Raw genomic sequence first — 21,898 nt, forward strand, 5'->3', positions numbered from 1 at the left:
AAAGTTGCGTCTTTAGGTTTGTAGGAAACGGCCCTCGATACAGGCCATCAATTGCTTCAGGTGTGGCTCGGCGACTTGGTAGTAGACGCGGCGGCCTTCGCGTTGGCTGGTGAAGAATCCACAACGTTGCATCAGACGCAGGTGCTCGGAGGCCACGTTGTCGGGGATCTGACAATCGGCGGCAAGTTCGCCGACGGTGTAGCGTCCGTCCAACAGCAACTGGATCATCCGCAATCGCACTGGATGCGCAATTGTCTTTAAACATTCCGCCGCTTCGGCAAACGCCGCGCTGCCGATGCGAGTCTGCTGTCTATCCCGTTTCGCCGATTCACGCGATTTCGTCGCTTCGCGGCCAACCGCGTTTGCGGACTTCGCTGCCGCTTTCTTCTTTGCCATAAAAGACCTCCGACCACTAACCTATCGCGAGCTGACGAGGTGTCAATCGAAACCGAGCGATTTGAAATCAAACAATCCCTGGGGGGGACAGGCTGCAGCAAATCAGAGCCGGAAGCCTGCGTAGGGGCCAAAGTATAGCAAAACACGGTGTTTTTACGGGGCGGCCAGCATCGCACTCTTTCGCTACAATGAGATTGCTCGTTACGATCGCGGTGGCCCCATCCCATTTATTGCATTGTTTCACCGTCCTGGTTTATCTCCGCCTCGAGAAAAAAATGCATCTTCACGTATCCACGTTCCGTGTGATTTTGACCGTCATCGTGACCGCTGCGGCGATCAGCCGCGGGCACGGCATGGCAATGGCCCAGGAAACTTCGGAAACAGCAGCGGTGACCGAACAAGCGGACTCGGACCGCGACGATCCGACGGTGCGGAAATGGATCGAGGATCTCGGAGCCGATTCGTTTGCGATGCGAGAACGAGCGGCAAGCCGTTTGATCGAACGCGGCATCGAAATCTTGCCTGAATTGCGTGAAGCATCCGCAAACGCGACCGACCCTGAGGTCCGTCTGAGAACCGAGCAGTTGGTGCGACAATTGACCGAAGGCGATCTGCAAATTCGCATCGATTCCTTCTTGGCCGGCGATGAGATCGAGTTTGATGGATGGCGAGAGACCCAGGATTTCATGGGGGATTCACCGAGTGTTCGTGAAATGTTTGTCGAACTGATGGTCGAACATCCCGATATCACCAAATCGTTGGCGGGGTCGCCGCGCGAACGCTTTATGGCGATGACCGCAGCGATGGGCCGCGTGCAAAACAAAATGTTTGTTCAATTGGAAGTCCCCAGTCGTGCCGATGTGATCGCGTTGCTGTTACCAGCAAACGATCCCAACGTGCCGTTCAATCAAGATTTCGAAAGCTTGATGATCTCGCTGTTGCGAAAAGAAGCAGCCAATCGCCTCCATCGCGACATTCAACTCGGTGGTCCTACGGATGCATTGGTCAGCGGATGGCTCAACCGCAGCAGTCTGAACAATCGGGCTGAGACCTTGTTCTTTGCGATGAGCTGGGATTTGCAGGGTGCTCTGCCGTTGGCGCGACGCACATTGGCCGAAGCGACGTCGGTCGAAACGATTGCGATCGCCCTGCAAACGATTTCACGTTTTGGCGACAAAGGTGACACGACGCTGGTGGCCAATTTGCTCGATGACACACGTGTCGTCAGCGAGCGCGGATATGCTCGCGGTGAAAAATTGACGACTCAATTGGGCGACGTCGCGATGGCAACGATCGCATTGCTGCATGACGCCTCGCTTGCAGACATCGGATTCGCCCGTGCCGAGCAACATCCGACGTTTAGCTTCCTGTTTGACGACTTGGGTTTTCCCGCCACCGCCGCGGACGACGAAGTATCGCGTAAACAGGTCCGGGAACGCATTAACGGACTGATCGAAAAGCAATCGAAAAACCAAGAGTCGAGTGACCGCAGCTAGTCGTCCCGCAAAGGTTACAGGCAATAAGTCTGCAACGTCGATGCCTGGAGCGAGGGAACTTAGTGGGCCGCTCCGCCCCGCGAAACGCTGTTGTGATCCATTCCCTACCCGCAGTCGGATGCAGATCGCCGAACACCAACCCAGCGAGGGCAACGGCGATATGTCCGAATTCCCGCAAACGACGCCTAGACGATCAACGTCGAGGAAGTAGACTGAAACCACGCTTTTTGCACATGCGGCAAAGTCAACCTAGATGCTGCCGAATGGCTCGAAAAAGCCACATTTCAGGAATCAATCGGGGACCGTAAACCACCGCGAGACTTCCCCAAACGCCCCCACACCACGCCTATTGATAACGGCTGCTGATTCCGCTGTCGCTACAACTCATCCAACCCGCACAACCGGAGCGGAACTATGCCAGCCATGTCCTCACGCAACTGGACTTTACGCGAAATCACCGATGTGTTTTGCAGCCATTGGAAAATGATCAGCATCTTGGTCGTGTTGTCGATGATCGGACTTGCTGCCGTCCTGTTTCAATTTCCGGATACCTATGAATCCGAAGCCAAGTTGTTTGTACGGCTTGGTCGCGAGAACGTCGGATTGGACTCAACCGCGTCGACTGGGCAAACCGTCAGCCTGAATGCGAGTCGAGAAGCCGACATCAATTCGCTGATCGAGCATCTGGAAAGCCGATCGATCATCGAAAAAGTGTTCGAGAAATTCTCACGCGACATGACATTTGCAACGCCACGGGAGCGTGAAATTGCGATCTCGAACTTGGCGAAAAAGGTGACCATTTCGTCGCCACGATCCTCGTACGTGATCCGCGTTTCCTGCAAAGGAGAAACGCCCGAACTGGCGCAACGGACTCTCGACGCAATCTTAGCCACGTTTCGTGATGAGCACATGCGAGTGACGCGGAGCAGTGGATCGTTTGATTTCTTTGATACGCAAACGCAATCGCTTCAACAGCAACTTGAAAAAGCGAATCTGGAACTACGTGACCTCAAGAGTAACTATAAATTGGCATCGTACGAAGGGCGACGCCGCGGACTCGAAGAAGAACTCGCCCGCGTCGATCGCGACGTTGCCGAGTCGCGTACCAACCTCGCTTCGTCGGAAGCGAAAATGTTAGCGTTGCGTGACAATCTGTCCCAACTGCCCCAATCTTTGGTTCGCCAAATGGTCGGCGGCCAACCCAATGATGGATTGGCGGCAATGCGTGAGCAGCTTTTCCAGCTCGAAGCGAAAGAAAAGGACCTGCTCGCTCGTAAAACCAATGATCATCCCGAAGTCGCAGCGGTCCATCACCAATTGGAAACACTCCGTAGCGTGTTTGACGATGAAACACCGACTCATTCCAGCATGCAGTCGGCGATCATTGCTGTCGAAGAGGCTGAGGTCAAAGCCTTGCGTGCCCGCCTCGATTCGTTGGTCCAATACCAGACCGAACTACACGAGGACCTGCTGGCGTTGAACGACCAAGAGGTTGTCTTGGCACAAGGCGAACGGCGAGTCAACCAACTCGAATCTGAGTACTTGGCAAATCTGCAGCGTCGAGAACAAGCAAGAATTGACGAAGCCATGCAGCTCGAAAAGATCTCGAACGTCAGCGTCATGCAAGCACCGACGTTCGTCGCCATTCCCGTCGCCCCCAAAAAGAAACTCGCCATGGTCGCAGGTTTCATGTTGGCGTTGATGGCCAGTTGTGGATTGGCTCTGCTGATCGAATACTTCCGCGAACCCGTGATCCAGCATGATCCGTCACCGGCCGCCGAATGGCGACGCGAATCCTATTCTCCGGTTCCCAAACCCGAGTACTTGGCCCGTCAAAAAGGCTGATGGAATCGAGCGTCATCTACGCTGCGGCGAGCTAGCGTCAAAGCGGAACGCGGTGAAGCATTTTGTCGTAGCGAAACTCGCAGAGAGTTTCGGTTTTAGTCGCGTGGCCAAAAGTCTCTGCGACTTCCGCTACAGTGAATTCGCGTTTTCCTTATAGCGATAAATGCTTCACAGCGTGCGGCAAAGCGGCCAACAGTCGCCTAGCTGCTCAAGTCGCACTGTTCTCACGTGCCTGACGATAAATCTCCATCAATTGGCCGTAGCAAATTTCGGCGGTGTGTTTGTCCACGTAGCGTTGGCGTGCTGCGGACCGCATACGCTGCCATCCATCAGCTCGCTGCGACTCTTCACTGACACAATTTGCCAACGCGTCGGGATCGGCGGGTTCGAACAAGATCCCCGAGTGATCGTGGTCGATTAATTCCGCCATCGCGCCTCGATTCGACGCGACCACGGGAGTTCCTTTAGCAAACGCTTCGACAATTGTACGCGGCAAGCCCTCGTACCAGAGCGAAGGAAAGATCAAACAGGACGCTTCGCCCACTAGGCTCAAGATCTCTTGATTCGGCCGCCGGCCAAGCCAAGTGATCGCCGGATTCTCCGCTGCGGCTTGCTGCACCGCGTCAGCCATTGGACCATCGCCGACGATTTTCAGTGGGATCGCCGGAGACATCCGTCGCCACGCCGACAGCAGCGTGTCCAAGCCTTTTTCAGGCGACAAGCGGCCAGCAAACAACGCATAGCCGCCCGTCCCGGTCCCGACGCCAGGATCACAATCGAGGAAATTGGCCATCACCGCCAATTTCTGCTCGGGCAAACCACCCTGGATGTACTTTTGCCGACCAAATTCGGTCAAAGCGTAAAACATGCCAACGCGGCGTTGGTAGGTGCCCAACAACCGATGGACCGTTAACATCGAGGCGACCGTCGCGGTGGCAGCCCGGTTGCCACGATAACACCGATGCTTGATCGCAGGCCACGGAACCAATTTACCCACGCACAGTTCGCATGGTTTGTTGTCGCGGTACAAGTAGGCGTCAGGACACATCAAGCGATAATTCCGCAGGGACTGCACTACCGGCACCCGTTCGCGATTCGCCGCGTAATAGGCCGCAGGCGATATCAGCGGAAACGTATTGGTGCAGTGCATTACATCGGGTTTCTCGCGCTGGATCAATCGACGCAGATCGCGATAGGATTGCCGATTAAAAATCGTCCGTGACGCAACCTCCAACTTTCCCATCGTCTTGATTGCATCGTTGTGCAGCGTGTAGCGAACGACCGAGTGCCCATGCCGGGTAACAAGGTCCGCCTCTTCGGCAAACGATTGATCCTCGCCACCGGCTTGTTGATAGTAGTTATGACACAACAGTATTCGCATCGTCGCCCTTCCAATTCGAAATGAACAAGCCAGATTAAGCTTGCGTTGTCACGGGCTCGGTGGCCACCGATGCGTTCGTTAGTTTCGCCATACGAACCTCGGAACGAAACTCGTAACGATCAAAGAAACGACGTTGCGGGAACATTTTTGGCGATAACGTATGAAGGGTACAGCGAATGTAGCCTTCGTTACGCCACAGTTGGATCGGCCGGTCAATATTGTCACTCGATCCGCCGGTGATTCGCGAAACGAGCATTCCAGGCCAAATAACCAGCGCTGACTGAGCCGCTCGCGCCGCCGCAATCAACAACGTTTTGAACGAGCCACGCTCTAGTTGATCGCGTCGTGAAAAACTCCAGCCGTTGTGTAGCGATGTTTCTTTAAAGTACTGGTCTTCTAATCGTGACGACGGCGTCACGTGGTACCCGAGCGCACGCGGATTGAACCAAGACTTGAACCCAGCCATGCGGATGCGTCGATACATATCGGTGTCGTAACCGCGGAGCGTGAACGACTCGTCATATTTACCGAGCTTTTCAAACACACGCCGGTGCAACATCTGGTTTCCCGAACCGGGACCTTGTTGGTCGGTATAAGGACGAACGGTATCCCAAGGCACGGTTGCCCCGAGCATCCGCTGCATTTTCGGAGTCAATTTGCGATCACAACCATCCGGGAAATGAAGCTGCAAAGCACCACCGACACATTCGCATTGATGCTCGACCGCTGTCTTCCACAACTCTTTCAACCAGTAAGGTTCGGCAATTTGGTCATCGTCAAAATTTGCAATCCACTCACCATGGGCTTCATCGAGCCCGAGGTTTCGGGCGGCGACTTGACCAGGCCGCGTTTGCATCACCGCACGCAGGGGTGCGTCGGTCTGCTGCTGCAGATCGTCAATCAGTTTTTGTTCGATCGGACACGACGAAAACACAACAAGCACTTCGTACGTGAATTCACCATCAGTCTCTTGGCGAATCAAACTCGACAATGCGTCCTTAAGCATATCGGGACGTTTGTGCGTACAAATGACGATCGAAATATCAGGCTTGGTCATAGAAATCAAGGTTATCTTGAGGATCAGGCGAAACGGACGACGACGCGTCGGACTGTAAGGCGTGGACACCATAAGCCGCGCCCATCAATGCAAAGAGCGGGTTCATGAACCACAGGTTGTAGGAGATCGGATTGCCGGTCGTTGCATTGATTAGAAACAGCGACCAACCCAACCATGCGGCCAAAAATGTCTGCTGGACCAATCCCGTGCTCGATCGCACGTGGGCGAACAGATTGATGGTCTGCCAAATGGCAACCACAATAAAAATGACAAATCCGACGGCACCGGTTTCGTAAAAGACTCGTAGGTAATCGTTTTGGACATGATTCATCCCGGGCCACACGATGGCAACGTAATCATAAGCCGATCCGATTCCGTGGCCGAGCCAAGGATTTAACATCGCATGGTCCAAGATTTTGGGCCAAGCGTCGAAACGGCCTGAACCACGGACATCCCCCGCCATCAAATCTTCGAGCGTTCCATGGCCCGAATAAAAGAACCGTTGCTGGAAGCTATCCGAATGAAATACGACCACGGCTAATACCAACATTAGCACACACAACGCGACACGGCCGAGTTTCGTACCGATACGTGGATGCAGCATCGGCAACGCCAGAATCGACAACGTGACCGTTCGCCCTCCCGAGGCGAAACAGATCGCCAAACTGACCGCCCAACCTGTGACCGCCAGCAAATATTTCGGGGGTGTCATGGCCAGGAAAACACACCCAATCAAACCCACCGTCAGTCCCAACGGACGCATCCCGGTGTCAAAGTCAAGCGACGGCATCAGGTCCAGTTTCCAGATGATCAGCGACACGAATAGAGGCAGCATCGAGATTACAAAAACCCGCTGCAGCGAGCGTAACTGACCGTCGGTTTCGACGAACATCGAGGCGGCAGCACCGATCACCAATGGCATGCTGACCTGCATCGCATCCTGCACATTGCGAGCCCCAAAATCATCGGCCCAAATTAATGAAATCCAGTTGAAACCGAAATAGGCGGCCCATGGAATCACCGGGAAACGCACGCATCGCTGATCACGAAAGATTGCCTTTTCGATCATGATCAACAGCACGCCCAAGACCAGCATCCCCAACCACAACCAACCGGTGTAATTAAGTCCGCCAAATTCCAAACCACGTGGCGTTGCGACGGCCGCACACATTGGAACGCTTAGAACGAATAAATAGCCGAGTCGCGGTTGTATCACTTGCGAGCCCCTCATTGGTTCACCGATAACGCGATGGCGTCATCCGATTCAGTGAGCGTGACACGTTGCAACAAGTAGATGACGGTTGTGCCTCGCGAAATCGCGCCGACCAGCGAGCCTGCCAATGTTGCCATCGCGATACCCAATACCCCATGCGATTCGACCACAAAATAGGTCACCGCCATGGCAACAACCAGCGTCAATACGTCAGAGATCAAATTGGCCTTGGGCAGATGCATCGCCCAGATTCCTGCACCGGCAACAATCCCCATCGAACGCGCTAAAACCCCAAACGCCAACAACACCATGATCGGCCCCGCACCGACATACTTTGCCCCATATAACCACTGAACGACCGGTCCGCCCATCGCGATCACGGCTAAGCAGAAAAAGCCAACCAGAACTAAAAAGATCACCATGAAACGCCACAGGATCCCCTTTAAAGCCTGCGTTCCCCCGCTGGCAAAACTAGCGGCACAGCGTGCGGTCAAAAAGCTATCGATCCCCAGCACCACCACGTTTGACAAACCAATCAAAGTCGTGCAGGCCGCAAAAAGCCCCGTTTCCTCTTCACCTCGGACCACCACGGTGATCCATGGCATCAAATAAGGCATCGAACTGCCGGTCAAATGACTTGCCAATGCCCATTTACCAAAGGACCAATTTTTCCGCCAATCGGCCAAAATCTCAGGCACGTGAAATTCAAATTTTGGTCGCCGCGTGACAAACCAACCGATTCCCGCCAATAACGATCCGGCACCAATCAACGCAAATGCACGTCCGACGCTGATCACCCCGAGCCAACCAAGTGACACTAGACCGACAAGCTGTACCACAGCGACAACGGCATCAATCGAGACCACACTGATCAGATTCAGATGCGCCAATTCCACTTGGCGAATGAATTCACGAAACAGAATAAATGGCAGCGTTAGCGTCAGCACGACCAACAGTATCCCGCCAGAAGCCAAGTCACTATCGGGCATCAAAAATCGAATCGACAACCACGTCATCACTGCCGCAAATAGGGCTAACAGCGATTGATGAACCAGCGTGCTGCCATCATACGATGCTCGTTGGTTCGGCAATCGATGATGCGCGAAAACGGTGTAAGGGCCAGCAACTAATTGATATTGAATATTTCGCGATAGCAATACGATATTGAACGCGAGAAAGTAGATCCCGAGCCCATCTTGACCACACCACCTGCCAATCATCACGGTGGTCAGAAAATTGGTGGCGCTGACGATCCCTTGGTCCAGCACCGATAGCGATCCCCCACGCAAATTGGGACTTTGCAGTACGTTTCGCAATCGATCCGAAACCGGCATACGAACATCGCCAATCACGTCCGGGGACGCAGGTGATAGGTTCCGCCGTAATAGTGCAGGTAATCTCACGTCGTAACCGCGCCAACTACTCGGGTACGTCGACGGATCCCACGCCATCCGTCACGGATAAAATTATACCATCCATTCAGTTTGGCCGAGATCGTAGCCCCCGTATCGCCTTGGCAAACCGTGAACCGCCCCCAATCATAAGGATCACTGTCGGGGCTGACCAATTCATTTTCGGTGGTCAGTGAACACAACACACCGGCTTGGCGTGCGGCTGGCGACATCGTCGGTCCGGCCAATCCATGATGCCGCTTGCCAAACGGAAACGCGAATGTCAAATCATCATACCCAAATCGCTCGCGTAGAATCTGCATCGACGTTAGCAAATCCTCGCGAAACGGCTCGGGTTGGTGGCGGTATGCAGTATGAGTGTGCGTATGGGCACCAAGCTCGATCATGCCACTGTCGATCATCGCATGGCATTCGTCAGTCGTTAATGGACGCCACGAATCCGCAGGAACGGCGGCGGATCCAGCCGGCGCCCAATCTTCGAAAGGGAATCGCTCGTTGGTATCCAGATACGCGGTGGCGATGAAGATCGTTGCGGGAATCCCAAGCTCTTGAAGAATCGGAAAAGCTTGCGTGAAATTGTTCGCATAGCCATCGTCAAAAGTCACCACAAAGACGTTACGTGGAATCACTTCCCCCGCAGCATGTGCCGCCAGCGCTCGTCGCAGAGGCCACGCCTGATGGCCTCGTTTTAACAATCCACTTAATTGACACCGAAAACGCTCCGGCGTAACGTTGAGAGTCGGGAAAGGATAGCCGGGCACCGCGTCGGTAACGCGATGGTACATCAAAATACCAAACGCATCGGGAACGCGAGTCCGCCCGCCCGCCGCAATCGCCAGTGCCAGTGGAGTGCGGACAATGACACTCTGTTTCCATTCACGTTGAAGTGCAGCGATACGCGAATAAAAAGAATTTGACAACGTTGTTCTTCACAAAGACGGCTCTGGCAATTCGGAGCCTTCGGATAATTCGGTTAGTTCGATCAAACGCAAGAATTCAAATACAATTCGCTGGGCACGATTGCTGCGGGTAGCAATCCTCGAGGGCACCTGCACGTCGACCGCGATATCATCGCAAAAACCACAATACGCAGTACACTACGAGTCCTTCGGCCCCGTGTTTTTCAGCGCCCTCGTGTTCTTCAGCGGCCCCGGTTTCTTCAGCCGTTAGAACCTCGTCCACTGGCCGCCGACCGGCGAACTCCGTCTCCTCCGTTATTCCCCCCCACCACGCAAACCGTTCCTAACAATACGGGGGCAAACGGACATTCAATAAGCCTTTCTCGCTCGTTCAAAACGGGATCACGCGACTGCAATTAGTATGCTTCGTGAATCAAACGCGACAACCTCAAATTCAAAGTGAATTCGCGGCATCGAACACATGGCGGATTATCATAACTACGCGGATTCTACGTTAAAATGCCACTCGATTATCACGGAAATCTGCAAGAACAGGTCGGGGGAAACCCCTATCAGAATCAGATGGCTATAGAGCGTAAAATCATTAAATTTAGCAATACCGAAACGATCCATCCTCAGTAATATCGACAGGCGTTGTCGCGGCGCATCTGGTAGACCTACTAACTGTCTTTATCAACTCAAAGTTGCACCAGAATCGCGATCGAGATAACTAGCAATAACCCTTCTACATTTATTCATTAAATCTTCTTCGATCTGCTTTCTCGATATCATCGCTGCCGCAACCGATCGATCCAAGCGGCACTCGCAAACGGACCAACAGACGCCGCCGAGCCGTAAACCTCGTTAAAACCGGGGAAACTTCACTCGTGTCTCCACCGGGGATTGGATGCACGCCGTGGTCGTGGCACCCGCTCTCGGCATTCTCATCAATGGACGGCCTTTGATACCAAACAAACAGCATCGCGGCCTATCGTCCACCCCGACCTCAACCCAGGTCACAAACCATTGCCATACTCAGCACCATAAACCTCAGTCTGCGTGCATCACGTCACCGCTAACCGAGCGAGTTATCGATCTGATCGCATCCGTACTGCGCTCCATTGCACATGGAATCATTATGATTTTGGATGGACAGTCCAAATTGATGATAGGCATCGCAGGAGTTGCAATTAGACTCGGTTCTCATAAATTGCAAGAAATTTGCTCAGCAAAGATTTGCATTCCCCTAATTCATGCACTCGTTACACTGTTCAAAATCAGTTGGACTTGTATCTTTAAAACCGAAGTGGATGGGCCCGACTCGAGAGGGGGGGAAGGGCGTTGCGATCTCCGTAACCATTCACAATAAAGCTATGCTGAATCACACCATCTTGATCTTTTCTACCTCTGCTATTGGACGTGCACCGTGCTAAAACTGATTTCACGTTATGCGACCAACTACACCACTCGACGCCGCATCAACACATGGATCTTGACGGGTCGTGAATTTGATCGTGAGATCGCCCGCGAGCGTGCCCGAACCGTGCGACGTAACATTCCATTTTGCGTTTTGAAAATCGAACTTTGTGGCGGTCACCGAACGACAAAAAACACTCGCAGCCTGGCCAAGTTGGTTCGCCGCAACGTGCGGATGAGCGACGAAAAGGGGCATATCAATCGCTTCACCATCGGCGTGCTCTTAGTTGACACACCCGAGATGGGTGGCCGTATTGTCATGGATCGCTTAAACGGACTACTGAGCACCGCACACCTAAAGGCTGAAATCTCACTTAGCGTTTATGACCCACAGTCGTTCAACAACGACGATTCAGACGACTCCTCCGCAAACGGCGGAGACCCAAAGTCGGGCGGAACCAAAGTGCGACTTCACGACAAACACCCCGTTGGACGAGACCGCCGCCGATTTCACGACGACGAGTTGATCGGCAGCGGGACGCGGATGGCAACGCCGCATTCCAGCGAAGCATTCGATCTGATGTCGACGCGTGTCAGCAACGTCAGCTTTCAAGTCGATTCGATCATCAAACGAACATTTGACGTTACCGTCGCCAGTGTGGGTTTGTTATTCGCGGCACCCGTGATCGCATTAGCAGCAACCGTCATTAAACGCGACGGTGGCCCCGCCTTCTTTCTGCAATCACGCGAAGGCCGTGACGGGGTGCCGTTTACGATTTACAAATTGCGGACGATGGTTGTCAACGCGGAATCGCAGCAAGCCGGGTTGCGAGACAAGAGCGAACGCGACGGCCCCGCATTCAAGATGCGCAACGACCCTCGTGTCACTCGGTTTGGCCAGTTGCTACGATCCACTTGCGTTGACGAACTACCTCAACTGTGGAACGTGCTACGAGGCGACATGTCGATCGTCGGCCCTCGACCACTTCCTGTTAGCGAAAGTCGAGCGTGCCAACCGTGGCATCGACGCCGATTGGACGTTCGGCCCGGTATCACATGCAACTGGCAGGTTGCCAAAGAAAAGGCAGATACTTTTGACGAATGGATGCGAATGGATTTGGCCTATGTCGATAATGCCAACCTCTGGAAAGACGTTTCTCTGATGGCACAAACCGTCGGCGTCCCGCTTCGCGCCAAAGGCAGCCGCTAGACCGAAACCATCCGGTGCAACAATGTACTCGACGGACTAGGAAGTCCATCGTACGACTAAATCAACAGCCTGCTGGCGGCTTGTTGATTTGATCGAAATGCAAATCGTATGGTGAGCCGTGGGCCGTAAGGCACCGGGTAATGCGTGGCACCCGGCCGCTCACGCGCGAGCGGCTCACTAAATCAACAAGCCGCTAGCCACGGTTCGCTCCGCAAAAACCGCAGCTAATTCAAAGTGGCGCTGTCCAGCCTAAGCCGGACGCACTCTCATGTGCATCGCGGCTGAAAAGACCAACAAATGGCCAAGCCGTTGACGGCTTTCGCTACGGCAGCGGCAACCACTGGACCGCGTCCGCGACAACATGGCCGTTGGTACCCTCGTTTGTGATACGTACGCTTGCCTTGTGGTCCGCATCGAAACGAAACTTGCCCAGCGATACAAACAGCGATTTGATCGGCGGCTTGGTTTGCTGGTTCACGCGAACGACCGTCGAACCATCCGCATGATCAACGATCACGTTGACGTTGCTGGCTCGGTTGGAGTTTGGCGGGTAGGCGAGACGCACCTCGTATTCGCCCGCTTTCGGCAGCGTTGCCTCAAACGCAATCGTCGCTTTACCGTCCGCCGCGTCGTCGTCATGGACGTAGCCATGTTCAACGAATTTGGATGACGATGTGCTAGGCCGCCACGTGCCAGTCAACTGAGCCTTGGAATCGTCGACGACCGTTCCCTCGAGATCTTTTAGATAGACGCGTTCGCGTGCCGCATGGCTAGTCGATCCCGTGTAATGCAACACTTGACCATCCGCTTCCAATCGCTCACGAAGCTGGTCATACGGGACGTCTTGCACTGCGATATTTTTATCGATTGCCATCGCGGCAGCCGTTGCCGAACTCTGTCCCAAGATCATGAACACCGGTTCCATTCGGATCGAGCCGAACGCGATATGCGAACTCGAGACACAGACCGGGACCAGCAGGTTTTCACATTCCTGTTTCTTCGGCACCAACGAACCGTAGGCGATTTCATAGGGTCCATTGGTGCTGACCCCGATGTCACCTTCGTTTTGAACGTGACCTTCCGGGGTGATGTAACGCTGAACGTTGTGGGAATCCATGGTATAGGATCCCATCCCCACCGACTCAGGTGTATCACGCCGCTTTAGCAATTCATGCTCGGTCATCACAAATTTACCGACCATGCGGCGTGCTTCACGAATATACAACTGATGCGACCAGTTGCCGTTATCCACGAACTCGTCTTTGGGCAATCCCCATCGTCTCATTTCGGCTCGGGTCTTCTCAGGCACACGAGGATCGTTGGCAATGAAATACAGCCAACCTTTTTGATAGGTTTCGTGCTCTTTGATAATTTCACGACGCTTCTCGTAACTCGCCTCGGGATATTCGTAGTTAAACCCAATATTATCGGTGCTCATCGGCCCGTGATTATTGGTGTCGGTTTTGTGGTTGGGGATCGGATCAAATTTGCCAAACGTTTGATTAAAGCCTGCCTGATAGATGCGAACCAGCAATTCGTACTGCGACGGATCGTAGCCTTCGGGTTTGGCGAAAGGAATTCGATTCGACGGATCGTTGGTCAAGCACATACGAAAACAGTAGGCTTGGATGCGATGATCGCCGGCCCCTTTTTCGCCTGGCGGATCAGCACTGACGCGTGGCAGGACGCCGCTGCTGGGGTCACCGGGCACGACATAGGGACTGACGGGCTCTTTCAGGATGCCGAAGTGGTGTGAATGATGCAGAACACCGGTCTGCACTCCGTTCCATTTTTCGCCATAGGTCGCGGTGGATTCGCGTCCGACGTGGTAACTGACCCCGGCCGCGGCCATCAAGTCGCCTTCGTACGTGGCATCAATAAACATTTTGCCGGCGAATGCCTTTCCGCTCAGCATGCGGATCGCAGTGATCCGTCCGTCGTTCATCGTGACGCCGGATTTGCGGTCGAGATACTCCTCGCGAAATACCGGAATGTCGTATTCGCGGATGTAATCTTCATAGACCTGCTCGGCGACATGCGGCTCGAAGATCCACATCGTGCGGTTCTTGCCGTCCATCGCACGGTTCCCTTGGCCTTTATTGCCATACTGCTGCGGTGACTGCTGCACCCAAGCTTCGGGCTTTTGATAGGTTTTATAAATTCGATGGTAGAAATCCCGTGACAACCCGCCGATTACCGACTTGTTGCCGGTGTCGGTCCACCCCAACCCACCGCTAGTCAAACCGCCAAGGTGTTTGTCGGGGCCGACGATCACAACCGACTTGTCCATCTTCTTCGCTTGCACTGCGGCGATCACCCCGGCGGATGTGCCTCCGTAGACCACAAGGTCATATTGCTTCGGGGCCGATTCGGCTGCATGGCAATTTGGATACACCACCACGGTAAACAGGAACGCAATCAGCGGCACAAGCGTCCGCATTCGGTGGGAAACGCGTGGGGGGAACAACAGACAACTCATCGTAGCAAATCCTGGAGGATATTTTTTGGAAGGGAGTGGGTGAGACGCCGACATCGCAAGTGGCTAAAGAACGAATCACGTCCTTTGGCCGACGATGACGTCTGGCGGAGACATTGTAGAATAACTGCGAATGCAATTCACACTTGCATCTTCAAGATGACGACTGAAAACAAGGAATTCTCTGTGAATCACCCCGAAAAACTATTCCCCAAGATGTTCGCGTGGGTCGCGGGCGTCTGCCTCATTGCTCCTGCGTGCATGGCGGCGACCGAAGTTGCCGCTGACGCCTCCAACGACGAAAAAGCTGAGAAAAAAGAAATGAGTTCGGATTCTGTAATGCTCAAACCATGGACCGGTCCCTACGGCGGCGTTCCTCCTTGGAATCTGGTCCGCCAGGAAGAATTTCTTCCCGCGATTGAAACCGCAATCCAAGCCGCGACTGAGGAACTCAATGCGATCGCCCACCAGAGCGAACCGCCCACATTCGAAAACACCATTGTCGCGATGGAAAAAGCGGGCAAGACACTTGAGCGCGTCGAAACACTGTTCGATGTCCACACCGGCAATCTAAACGTGGGCCCGATTCCCGATATCGAACGTGCGGTTGCACCGAAGTTGTCGGAGTACCGCGACAGCATCTATCAAAACGAAAAGCTGTTCAAACGCATCGAAGCGATTTACCAAAGCGATGCGATGCAATCGTTTACCGTCGCTCAAAAACGACTGGTCGACGATCTGTACAAAACCTTTGTTCGCCAAGGCGCCAAACTGGATTCAAGCGACAAGGCCAAACTGTCGCAAATCAACACGCGGTTGGCGCGACTGTTTACCGATTTCAGCCAAAACGTACTCGAAGACGAAAAGGGACATGTTACTTGGATCGCCGACGAAACGGATTTGGCAGGATTGCCCGACAGCGTGGTTGCGGCAATGAAATCGGCAGCCGAAGAACGCAACCAAGCCGACAAATGGGCCGTCACCAACACGCGTTCGTCGATGGATCCGTTTCTGACCTACGCGGACAATCGTGATTTGCGAGAAACGGTTTGGCGAAAATATTACAACCGCGGCGATAACGGTGACGCCCACGATAACAACGCAATCATCTCGGAAATCCTGAGTTTGCGTGCAGCGCGAGCCAAGTTGCTCGGTTATGAAAATCACGCCCAGTGGCGATTGGAACCAACCATGGCCAAGACGCCCGCCGCGACGATGGATTTGATGATGAAGGTTTGGCCCAAAGCGGTCGCACGTGTTCGCGAAGAGGTGGCCGACATGCAAGCGGTTGCGGATGCCGAAAACGCCAACATCACCATCGCACCATGGGATTACCGTTACTATGCCGAGAAAGTGCGTAAAGAGAAATACGACCTTGATTTCAACGAAGTCAAACCGTACCTGCAATTAGAAAAATTGCGTGAAGCAATGATGTGGGCCGCCGGAGAACTGTATGGACTGCAGTTCCACGAAATCAAAGACGTCCCGGTCTTTCACCCCGATGTCCGGGTTTGGGAAGTCGAAAACGCGGATGGCAAACACGTCGGGCTGTGGTACCTCGATCCATACGCTCGCGAAGGTAAACGCAGTGGTGCATGGATGATGGATTATCGCAGCCAGCAAAACATTGACGAACCTATCACGCCGATCGTGTCGAACAATTCGAACTTTATCAAAGGCGTTGCGGGTAAACCGTCGCTGATTTCGTGGGACGACGCGGTCACGCTGTTCCATGAGTTTGGGCATGCCCTGCATAGCTTGAATTCGAAAGTAAACTATCCGTCCCAAGCAGGAACTAGTGTGGCGCGTGATTACGTCGAGTTTCCATCGCAGATCATGGAACATTGGCTCGACACGCCCGAAGTGCTCAGCCAATATGCGGTGCACTATGAAACTGGCGAACCGATGCCCCAGGCACTGCTAGAGAAGATCAAGAAGGCCTCCAAATTCAATCAAGGCTTTGACACGGTGGAATATTTGGCCAGTGCGATTGTCGACATGAAATTGCACACCACCGACCAGACGTCGATCGATCCCGACGCGTTTGAAAAACAGACGCTAAAGGAAATTGGTATGCCCGAGGAAATTCCGATGCGTCATCGTACGCCTCAGTTCGCTCACATTTTCAGCAGCGACTCGTACTCAGCCGGTTACTACAGCTATCTGTGGTCCGATGCCCTGACCGCCGATGCAGTCGAAGTGTTCGAAGAAGCCGGCAGCTTCTACGACAAAGCGACCGCCAAAAGCTTGCACGACAATGTGATGAGCGTTGGTGACACGATTGATCCAGCCGAAGGATTCCGGCGATTCCGTGGCCGCGACGTCGACACCAGCGCGTTATTACGCAAACGAGGTTTTCCGGTGGAGTAAACCGGACGATTTTGGCGACCGATTTGCTTCACCCGTCTGGACGAAGCAGCGGTAGATGGCTGAAGTTGTACGACTTCAGCCATCTATTTTGTTGGCCGTTTTGGCTAACGCTGTGAAGCATTTTCGTAGCGGAACTCTCCAATGCTTTCGTGGAGGTCAAGCGGATGTGAAGGGCAAGCGAGCCGGAGACAGGCCTTCCCGAGAAATCTTGCTGAAGGCTCGATTTCCGACCCTCCCGTCTTCGCCGAAAGGGTGAAGCGAGCGACGGCGTCTCGTTACTCAGGCGGCTGAAAACAAACGGTCACGGAGTCGCTTTCGTCGTCCTGCTGGACATCGACCTTGATGTCCAAAAAAATCTTCAGCACATCCAGATGCGTTTTGCTGTGCATCGACAAGGGACCGCATCGGAATGCACTCGAGCGGCCTTGCGATGCCGCCAATCCCATTGGCAACATCAGCTGGTCCGCTAGATGTTCGCCGACGGGAACCGAGCGGGCGATATGAGCTCGCGTTTGCCGCAGCACACCGCGGGCGATGTGTTCGGCTTTTACCCCCACCTTGCCAAATCCGGTGAACGTTTCGGTTACAGTCGGGCTTGCCCACTGGATCATCACCACGTTACCTGGTCCCCTCGGGTCGTCGACCTCTTTGACGGCAAAGCAGTCAGGATCCCAATTTGTTTTTCGCCGGATCGTATCACATTCACGCTGTCCCACGGACTTGGGAATCGCCGAGACGATCGCGGTCACCTGCGGGGATGCTTTCTGGTCGCATTCGGTCAGTGTCAGCCCGCGCAATGTGCAACACGGAGCAATCTGCAGATGAAACTTTCCGCCGCCAGCGGGATAAAATCCGTAGGCATCGATCGCCAGTTCGCTGTCGACTCCCATCTTGGCCAATTGCGGCAAAAACGAATCTCGTAAAAAATCCAACGGGGGCGCCGCCGGATTATGAGTGCCTCCTTCGAACGTCACGGCCGAGGGATGATCCGCCAACATCAACGCAGGCAATACCGTTTGTGCCACCAACACTGCGCTACCCGCCGTGCCGACTTTGAAATCGAATTGGCCGCCACGCGATTCGCCGGGCTCGAACGTGACCGCTTGCGATCCAATCGAATCGCCCTGGATCGCTGCGTCACAAACCTCACCCACAGCGCGTAGCGAGGTCAGGTGTTGTCGCATCAATCCCGGTTTTCGCCGACCCGCACGAATATTGACCAAACGGATCGGTTGTTTGGTCACCGCGGCGAGCGCGAGCGAGGAGCGGAGGATTTGTCCGCCGCCCTCGCCCTGAGATCCATCAATTTCAATCATCCGCTTTACTCGCATCCTTGATCACAAAACGTGCCTTCAAACGCGCCACTTCGCTGGCCAGTCCCGCGGTCTTTACCGACCGCAACACTTCCTCGAAATCCTTGTACGCCGCCGGAGCTTCGTCCTTGGGATAAAAGCGGCAATTGCTAAGGATATCATGTTGCTCAAATTCATCGTCAATCGTCGCTTGATCTAGCACACGGTTCGCATGACGTCGTCCGAGCGTGCGGCCGGCGCCATGATTGACGCTGAAACACGCCTTCTCGGCTCCCGCATCGGCCACCATCACCGCCGAACCATCACGAGGATTTCCAGGCAACAAAATAGGGTGCCCGCTATCGGCAAACGGGGTCTCGCGAAGCGCATAGTGTCCCGCGGGAAACGCACGCGTCGCTCCTTTGCGATGCACCCAAGTCGGCCGATTATCCATGTTTTCTTTGCGAGCGATGTTGTGACTGATGAAATAGACCAACGATCCCGTCGTTCCTGGCAATACCTCTTGAAACGCTTCTAGTACGAGAGCATTGATCAACAAGTGGTTCGCGGTAGCAAAATTTGCTCCCAACGCCATATCGTCCAAATAGTCATCGGCTTCACTTGTTCCTAGAGGTGCGTAGACCAGTTGACGATCGCCGGCAGGCAGGGGGATGTCCCACTTGCTGAACTTTTGCTGCAACGTTTTGAATTGACCTGATGCCAGGTTATGTCCGAAACCTCGCGATCCGCAATGTGACAAAAAGGCAACCTTTCCGTCACGAAGTCCAAACGTCTCCGCCACCGAACGTGAACGATCATCTTCGGCAACGTGAACGACTTCGCACTCACCGAAATGGTTTCCTCCGCCGTACGATCCAAGTTGACTCATCTTGTCCGAAAAATTGCTCATATGACGCTGAGCAAGCAGCACGTCCAAGCGATTCCCCAGCGCATCGCGTGTATCGTCATGACCGAGATGGAACGAATCTTCGCAGCGATCGGCCCACTCGGCGGGAATGCCAAGTTGCTGACAAACGCTCTCACTGGCTCCTTCGATCACCAATTGTTTGCCAAGCGTGCGGTTCACGGGGCGAGACTTCTTTGCACTTCGCTGTCCTTTGCCAGCTCCGGTTGGAGTGCGTTGACAAATCGCCGAGATCAATGCACGTCGGGTTTGTCGGTCTTCGATGACGTCCGCAGGGACATCCAACTGCAACAAACTCATCGAGCATTTGATATCGACTCCCACCGGGCCTGGGTAAATATGAGTCGGCGAGACCATCACACATCCCACCGGTGCTCCGTAACCAAGATGGGCATCGGGGTTGAGCACGACATCGGTCACGCCGGGGGCCAATCGCGAATTAATCGCCTGTTGCAAACAGACGTCGTCGAATGTATCTCGAATCGCCTCGGTCCCAATCACTTTGATCGGGGGCGTCGTTTCCGTCGGCAAAATCGCCGTCGCTTCGCCAGTAGCGATCATTTTGGTCGGCGCAGGTTTGTGAAGCGTCGTATGCATTGCGATTCCTTCGTTTGATGTGAGCTTGCGAGCCAGTTTATCGGGCTGGGCTGCAGAAATGAAAAAGACGAAACGCAACGCGGGATCAACAAGGTTTGAGCGTTGCTACAAAACGATTCCCAATGCACAGACCATGCCAAACACGCAACCAACATTCCTAAACCGTTACTACAAAACACCTTAACGCATTTCCATCGATAAAAACCGAAAACCCGCGAAACCATTACTCTTATCTTTTTGTATCGTCGCTTATAATATCACCCATGGATAAATCACGCGTCGTCATCGGGTTCCTGGGTACTCAATTGGACCAATCGGCCAAGCGAGGTGACCGTTGGTCGGGTTGGCGGCCCAGTATTGCGGTGTGTCAGCAGCCCGATTTGGTTGTCGATCGGTTCGAATTGCTGTGTGACCGACGGCACGAGTCATTGGCAGCGGATGTGGCCGCCGACATGGGTTCGGTTTCGCCCGAGACCGACGTGTGTCTTCATTGGAACGAGCTTCGCGATCCTTGGGATTTCGAAGAAGTCTATGCGATGCTGCATCAATTCACGCGAGACTATTCGTTTGATACTGATAGCGAGCAATACCTCGCCCACATCACCACAGGCACCCATGTCGCACAGATTTGTCTGTTCCTGTTGACCGAATCGCGTCACTTGCCTGCCGCTCTGCTGCAGACGTCGCCTGCGAAACGCGGCAGCAAGGATGCTCGCGGGATCTATAGCGTGATCGATTTAGATCTATCGCGATACGATCAATTGGCCAGCCGGTTTCAGGCCGAACACCAAGAGGGATTGTCGTTTTTGAAGTCAGGGATTGAAACCAAGAACAAAGCATTCAATCAGTTGATCGAACGGATCGAACAGGTTTCGTTGGCAACACGTGCGCCGATTCTATTGAGTGGTCCGACGGGCGCCGGAAAGTCGCAACTAGCCCAACGCATCTTTGCCCTCAAACGCCATCGCCAACAGGTCGCCGGGCCGTTGGTCGAAGTCAATTGTGCGACGATTCGCGGTGAACAAGCGATGTCGACACTGTTTGGCCATATTAAAGGGGCATTCACCGGAGCGGCCGCTGCCCGATCGGGGCTGCTGAAAACGGCGGATCGAGGCGTGCTGTTTTTAGACGAGATTGGTGAACTGGGGTCCGACGAGCAAGCGATGTTGTTGCGCGCGATCGAAGAGAAAACGTTTCTGGCGGTTGGTTCGGACGTGGCGACGTCGAGCGATTTTCAATTGATCGCAGGCACCAACCGTGACTTGCAGCAAGAAGTCGCCAAGGGCAATTTTCGTGAGGACCTTCTTGCCCGAATCAACCTGTGGTCGTTCTCGCTGCCTGGATTGGCGCAGCGTCGCGACGACATCGATCCCAATATTGATTTCGAACTACAGAAGTTCACCACGACTCATGGACGCAAGGTGACGTTCAACAAGGAAGCTCGCAACAAGTTCGTCGCGTTTGCTCATGATCCAGCGACACATTGGAAGGCCAACTTTCGTGACTTAAACGCAGCGATCACGCGAATGGCAACGTTGGCCCCCGGCGGACGGATCACGACCGAAGTCGTCGACGAAGAAATCACGCGGCTGAAACACAGTTGGCACGGATCCGAGAAACCGGACAGCCATGCAGCGACGCTAAGAACGGTACTGGATGAAAACAAAATTGCGCAAATGGATCGATTTGATCAAGCTGCACTCGCCGAAGTGATCAAGGTTTGTTGGCAATCCGCTTCGCTGTCTGCCGCCGGACGTGAGCTGTTCCAGGTTTCGCGGCAATCCAAGCAAAAGGCAAACGATGCCGATCGGCTGCGGAAATATTTGGGGAAATTTGGGATCAAGTGGAGTGATATTGCTAGATAAAGAGGGTGGGTCACCAGAGTCCTATCGGAAAATTCACGTTGACATTGG

Annotated in this window: 14 protein-coding genes; 5 read left to right on the forward strand and 9 right to left on the reverse strand. The window is 54.0% G+C overall.

Translation table 11 applies throughout. The annotated features are described in order from the left end of the window. Positions 1 to 12: 12 nt before the first annotated feature. The gene (locus tag RMSM_RS08940) at positions 13 to 396 is read right to left on the reverse strand and encodes an ArsR/SmtB family transcription factor (RefSeq protein ID WP_008694412.1); all 384 of its coding nucleotides are present in this window, start codon (positions 394 to 396) and stop codon (positions 13 to 15) included. Between the two features lie 275 nt (positions 397 to 671). On the opposite strand from RMSM_RS08940, the gene RMSM_RS08945 reads away from it, so the two are divergent. Further along, positions 672 to 1,892 carry a hypothetical protein gene (locus tag RMSM_RS08945; RefSeq protein ID WP_040764919.1) on the forward strand — a complete coding sequence of 407 codons (1,221 nt, stop codon included), beginning with the start codon at positions 672 to 674 and terminating at the stop codon, positions 1,890 to 1,892. Positions 1,893 to 2,306: 414 nt separating this feature from the next. Then, positions 2,307 to 3,737 (forward strand): GumC family protein, encoded by a 1,431-nt coding sequence (locus tag RMSM_RS08950; protein WP_081614084.1) that lies wholly within the window; start codon positions 2,307 to 2,309, stop codon positions 3,735 to 3,737. A 208-nt stretch (positions 3,738 to 3,945) separates the two neighbouring features. On the opposite strand, the gene RMSM_RS08955 is transcribed toward RMSM_RS08950, so the two are convergent. From RMSM_RS08955 to RMSM_RS08975, 5 genes are read right to left on the reverse strand one after another with little or no spacing between them, the layout of a single operon-like run. After that, positions 3,946 to 5,118, reverse strand: a complete 1,173-nt coding sequence (locus RMSM_RS08955; protein WP_008694417.1) for a glycosyltransferase — start codon at positions 5,116 to 5,118, stop codon at positions 3,946 to 3,948. 34 nt (positions 5,119 to 5,152) lie between these two features. Further along, positions 5,153 to 6,175 carry a glycosyltransferase family 2 protein gene (locus tag RMSM_RS08960; RefSeq protein WP_040764920.1) on the reverse strand — a complete coding sequence of 341 codons (1,023 nt, stop codon included), beginning with the start codon at positions 6,173 to 6,175 and terminating at the stop codon, positions 5,153 to 5,155. Further along, positions 6,162 to 7,391 carry an O-antigen ligase family protein gene (locus RMSM_RS08965; protein WP_236622059.1) on the reverse strand — a complete coding sequence of 410 codons (1,230 nt, stop codon included), beginning with the start codon at positions 7,389 to 7,391 and terminating at the stop codon, positions 6,162 to 6,164. The genes RMSM_RS08960 and RMSM_RS08965 overlap by 14 nt, the downstream gene beginning before the upstream one ends. 11 nt (positions 7,392 to 7,402) lie before the next feature. Next, positions 7,403 to 8,791: a lipopolysaccharide biosynthesis protein gene (locus tag RMSM_RS08970; RefSeq protein ID WP_144057499.1), complete on the reverse strand. Its 1,389-nt coding sequence runs from the start codon at positions 8,789 to 8,791 to the stop codon at positions 7,403 to 7,405. Beyond that, entirely contained in the window at positions 8,788 to 9,720 is a 933-nt protein-coding gene (locus RMSM_RS08975) for a polysaccharide deacetylase family protein (RefSeq protein WP_008694424.1), read from the reverse strand. Before RMSM_RS08975 ends, RMSM_RS08970 begins: the two co-directional genes overlap by 4 nt. Positions 9,721 to 11,125: 1,405 nt before the next feature. On the opposite strand from RMSM_RS08975, the gene RMSM_RS08980 reads away from it, so the two are divergent. Then, a complete protein-coding gene (locus RMSM_RS08980; protein WP_008694428.1) occupies positions 11,126 to 12,325 on the forward strand; it encodes a sugar transferase in 1,200 nt (399 codons plus the stop codon). Between the two features lie 322 nt (positions 12,326 to 12,647). Here RMSM_RS08980 and RMSM_RS08985 read toward each other — a convergent pair whose 3' ends face one another. Further along, on the reverse strand, positions 12,648 to 14,804 hold the full coding sequence (locus tag RMSM_RS08985) for an FAD-dependent oxidoreductase (protein WP_008694429.1): 2,157 nt from the start codon (positions 14,802 to 14,804) through the stop codon (positions 12,648 to 12,650). 213 nt (positions 14,805 to 15,017) lie between these two features. Between RMSM_RS08985 and RMSM_RS08990 the strand changes: the two genes are divergently transcribed. Further along, positions 15,018 to 17,171 (forward strand): M3 family metallopeptidase, encoded by a 2,154-nt coding sequence (locus RMSM_RS08990; RefSeq protein ID WP_040764926.1) that lies wholly within the window; start codon positions 15,018 to 15,020, stop codon positions 17,169 to 17,171. A gap of 275 nt (positions 17,172 to 17,446) precedes the next feature. Here RMSM_RS08990 and rtcA read toward each other — a convergent pair whose 3' ends face one another. Both rtcA and RMSM_RS09000 read right to left on the reverse strand, forming a co-directional pair. Beyond that, a complete protein-coding gene (gene rtcA / locus RMSM_RS08995; protein WP_008694431.1) occupies positions 17,447 to 18,487 on the reverse strand; it encodes an RNA 3'-terminal phosphate cyclase in 1,041 nt (346 codons plus the stop codon). After that, positions 18,480 to 19,985, reverse strand: coding sequence for an RtcB family protein (locus RMSM_RS09000; RefSeq protein ID WP_040764927.1), 1,506 nt, complete (start codon positions 19,983 to 19,985; stop codon positions 18,480 to 18,482). Before RMSM_RS09000 ends, rtcA begins: the two co-directional genes overlap by 8 nt. 263 nt (positions 19,986 to 20,248) lie before the next feature. Between RMSM_RS09000 and rtcR the strand changes: the two genes are divergently transcribed. Next, positions 20,249 to 21,850, forward strand: coding sequence for an RNA repair transcriptional activator RtcR (gene rtcR, locus RMSM_RS09005; RefSeq protein WP_008694433.1), 1,602 nt, complete (start codon positions 20,249 to 20,251; stop codon positions 21,848 to 21,850). Positions 21,851 to 21,898: the final 48 nt, after the last annotated feature.

It is taken from the genome of Rhodopirellula maiorica SM1 (genome assembly GCF_000346295.1).
Lineage (GTDB): Bacteria > Planctomycetota > Planctomycetia > Pirellulales > Pirellulaceae > Novipirellula > Novipirellula maiorica.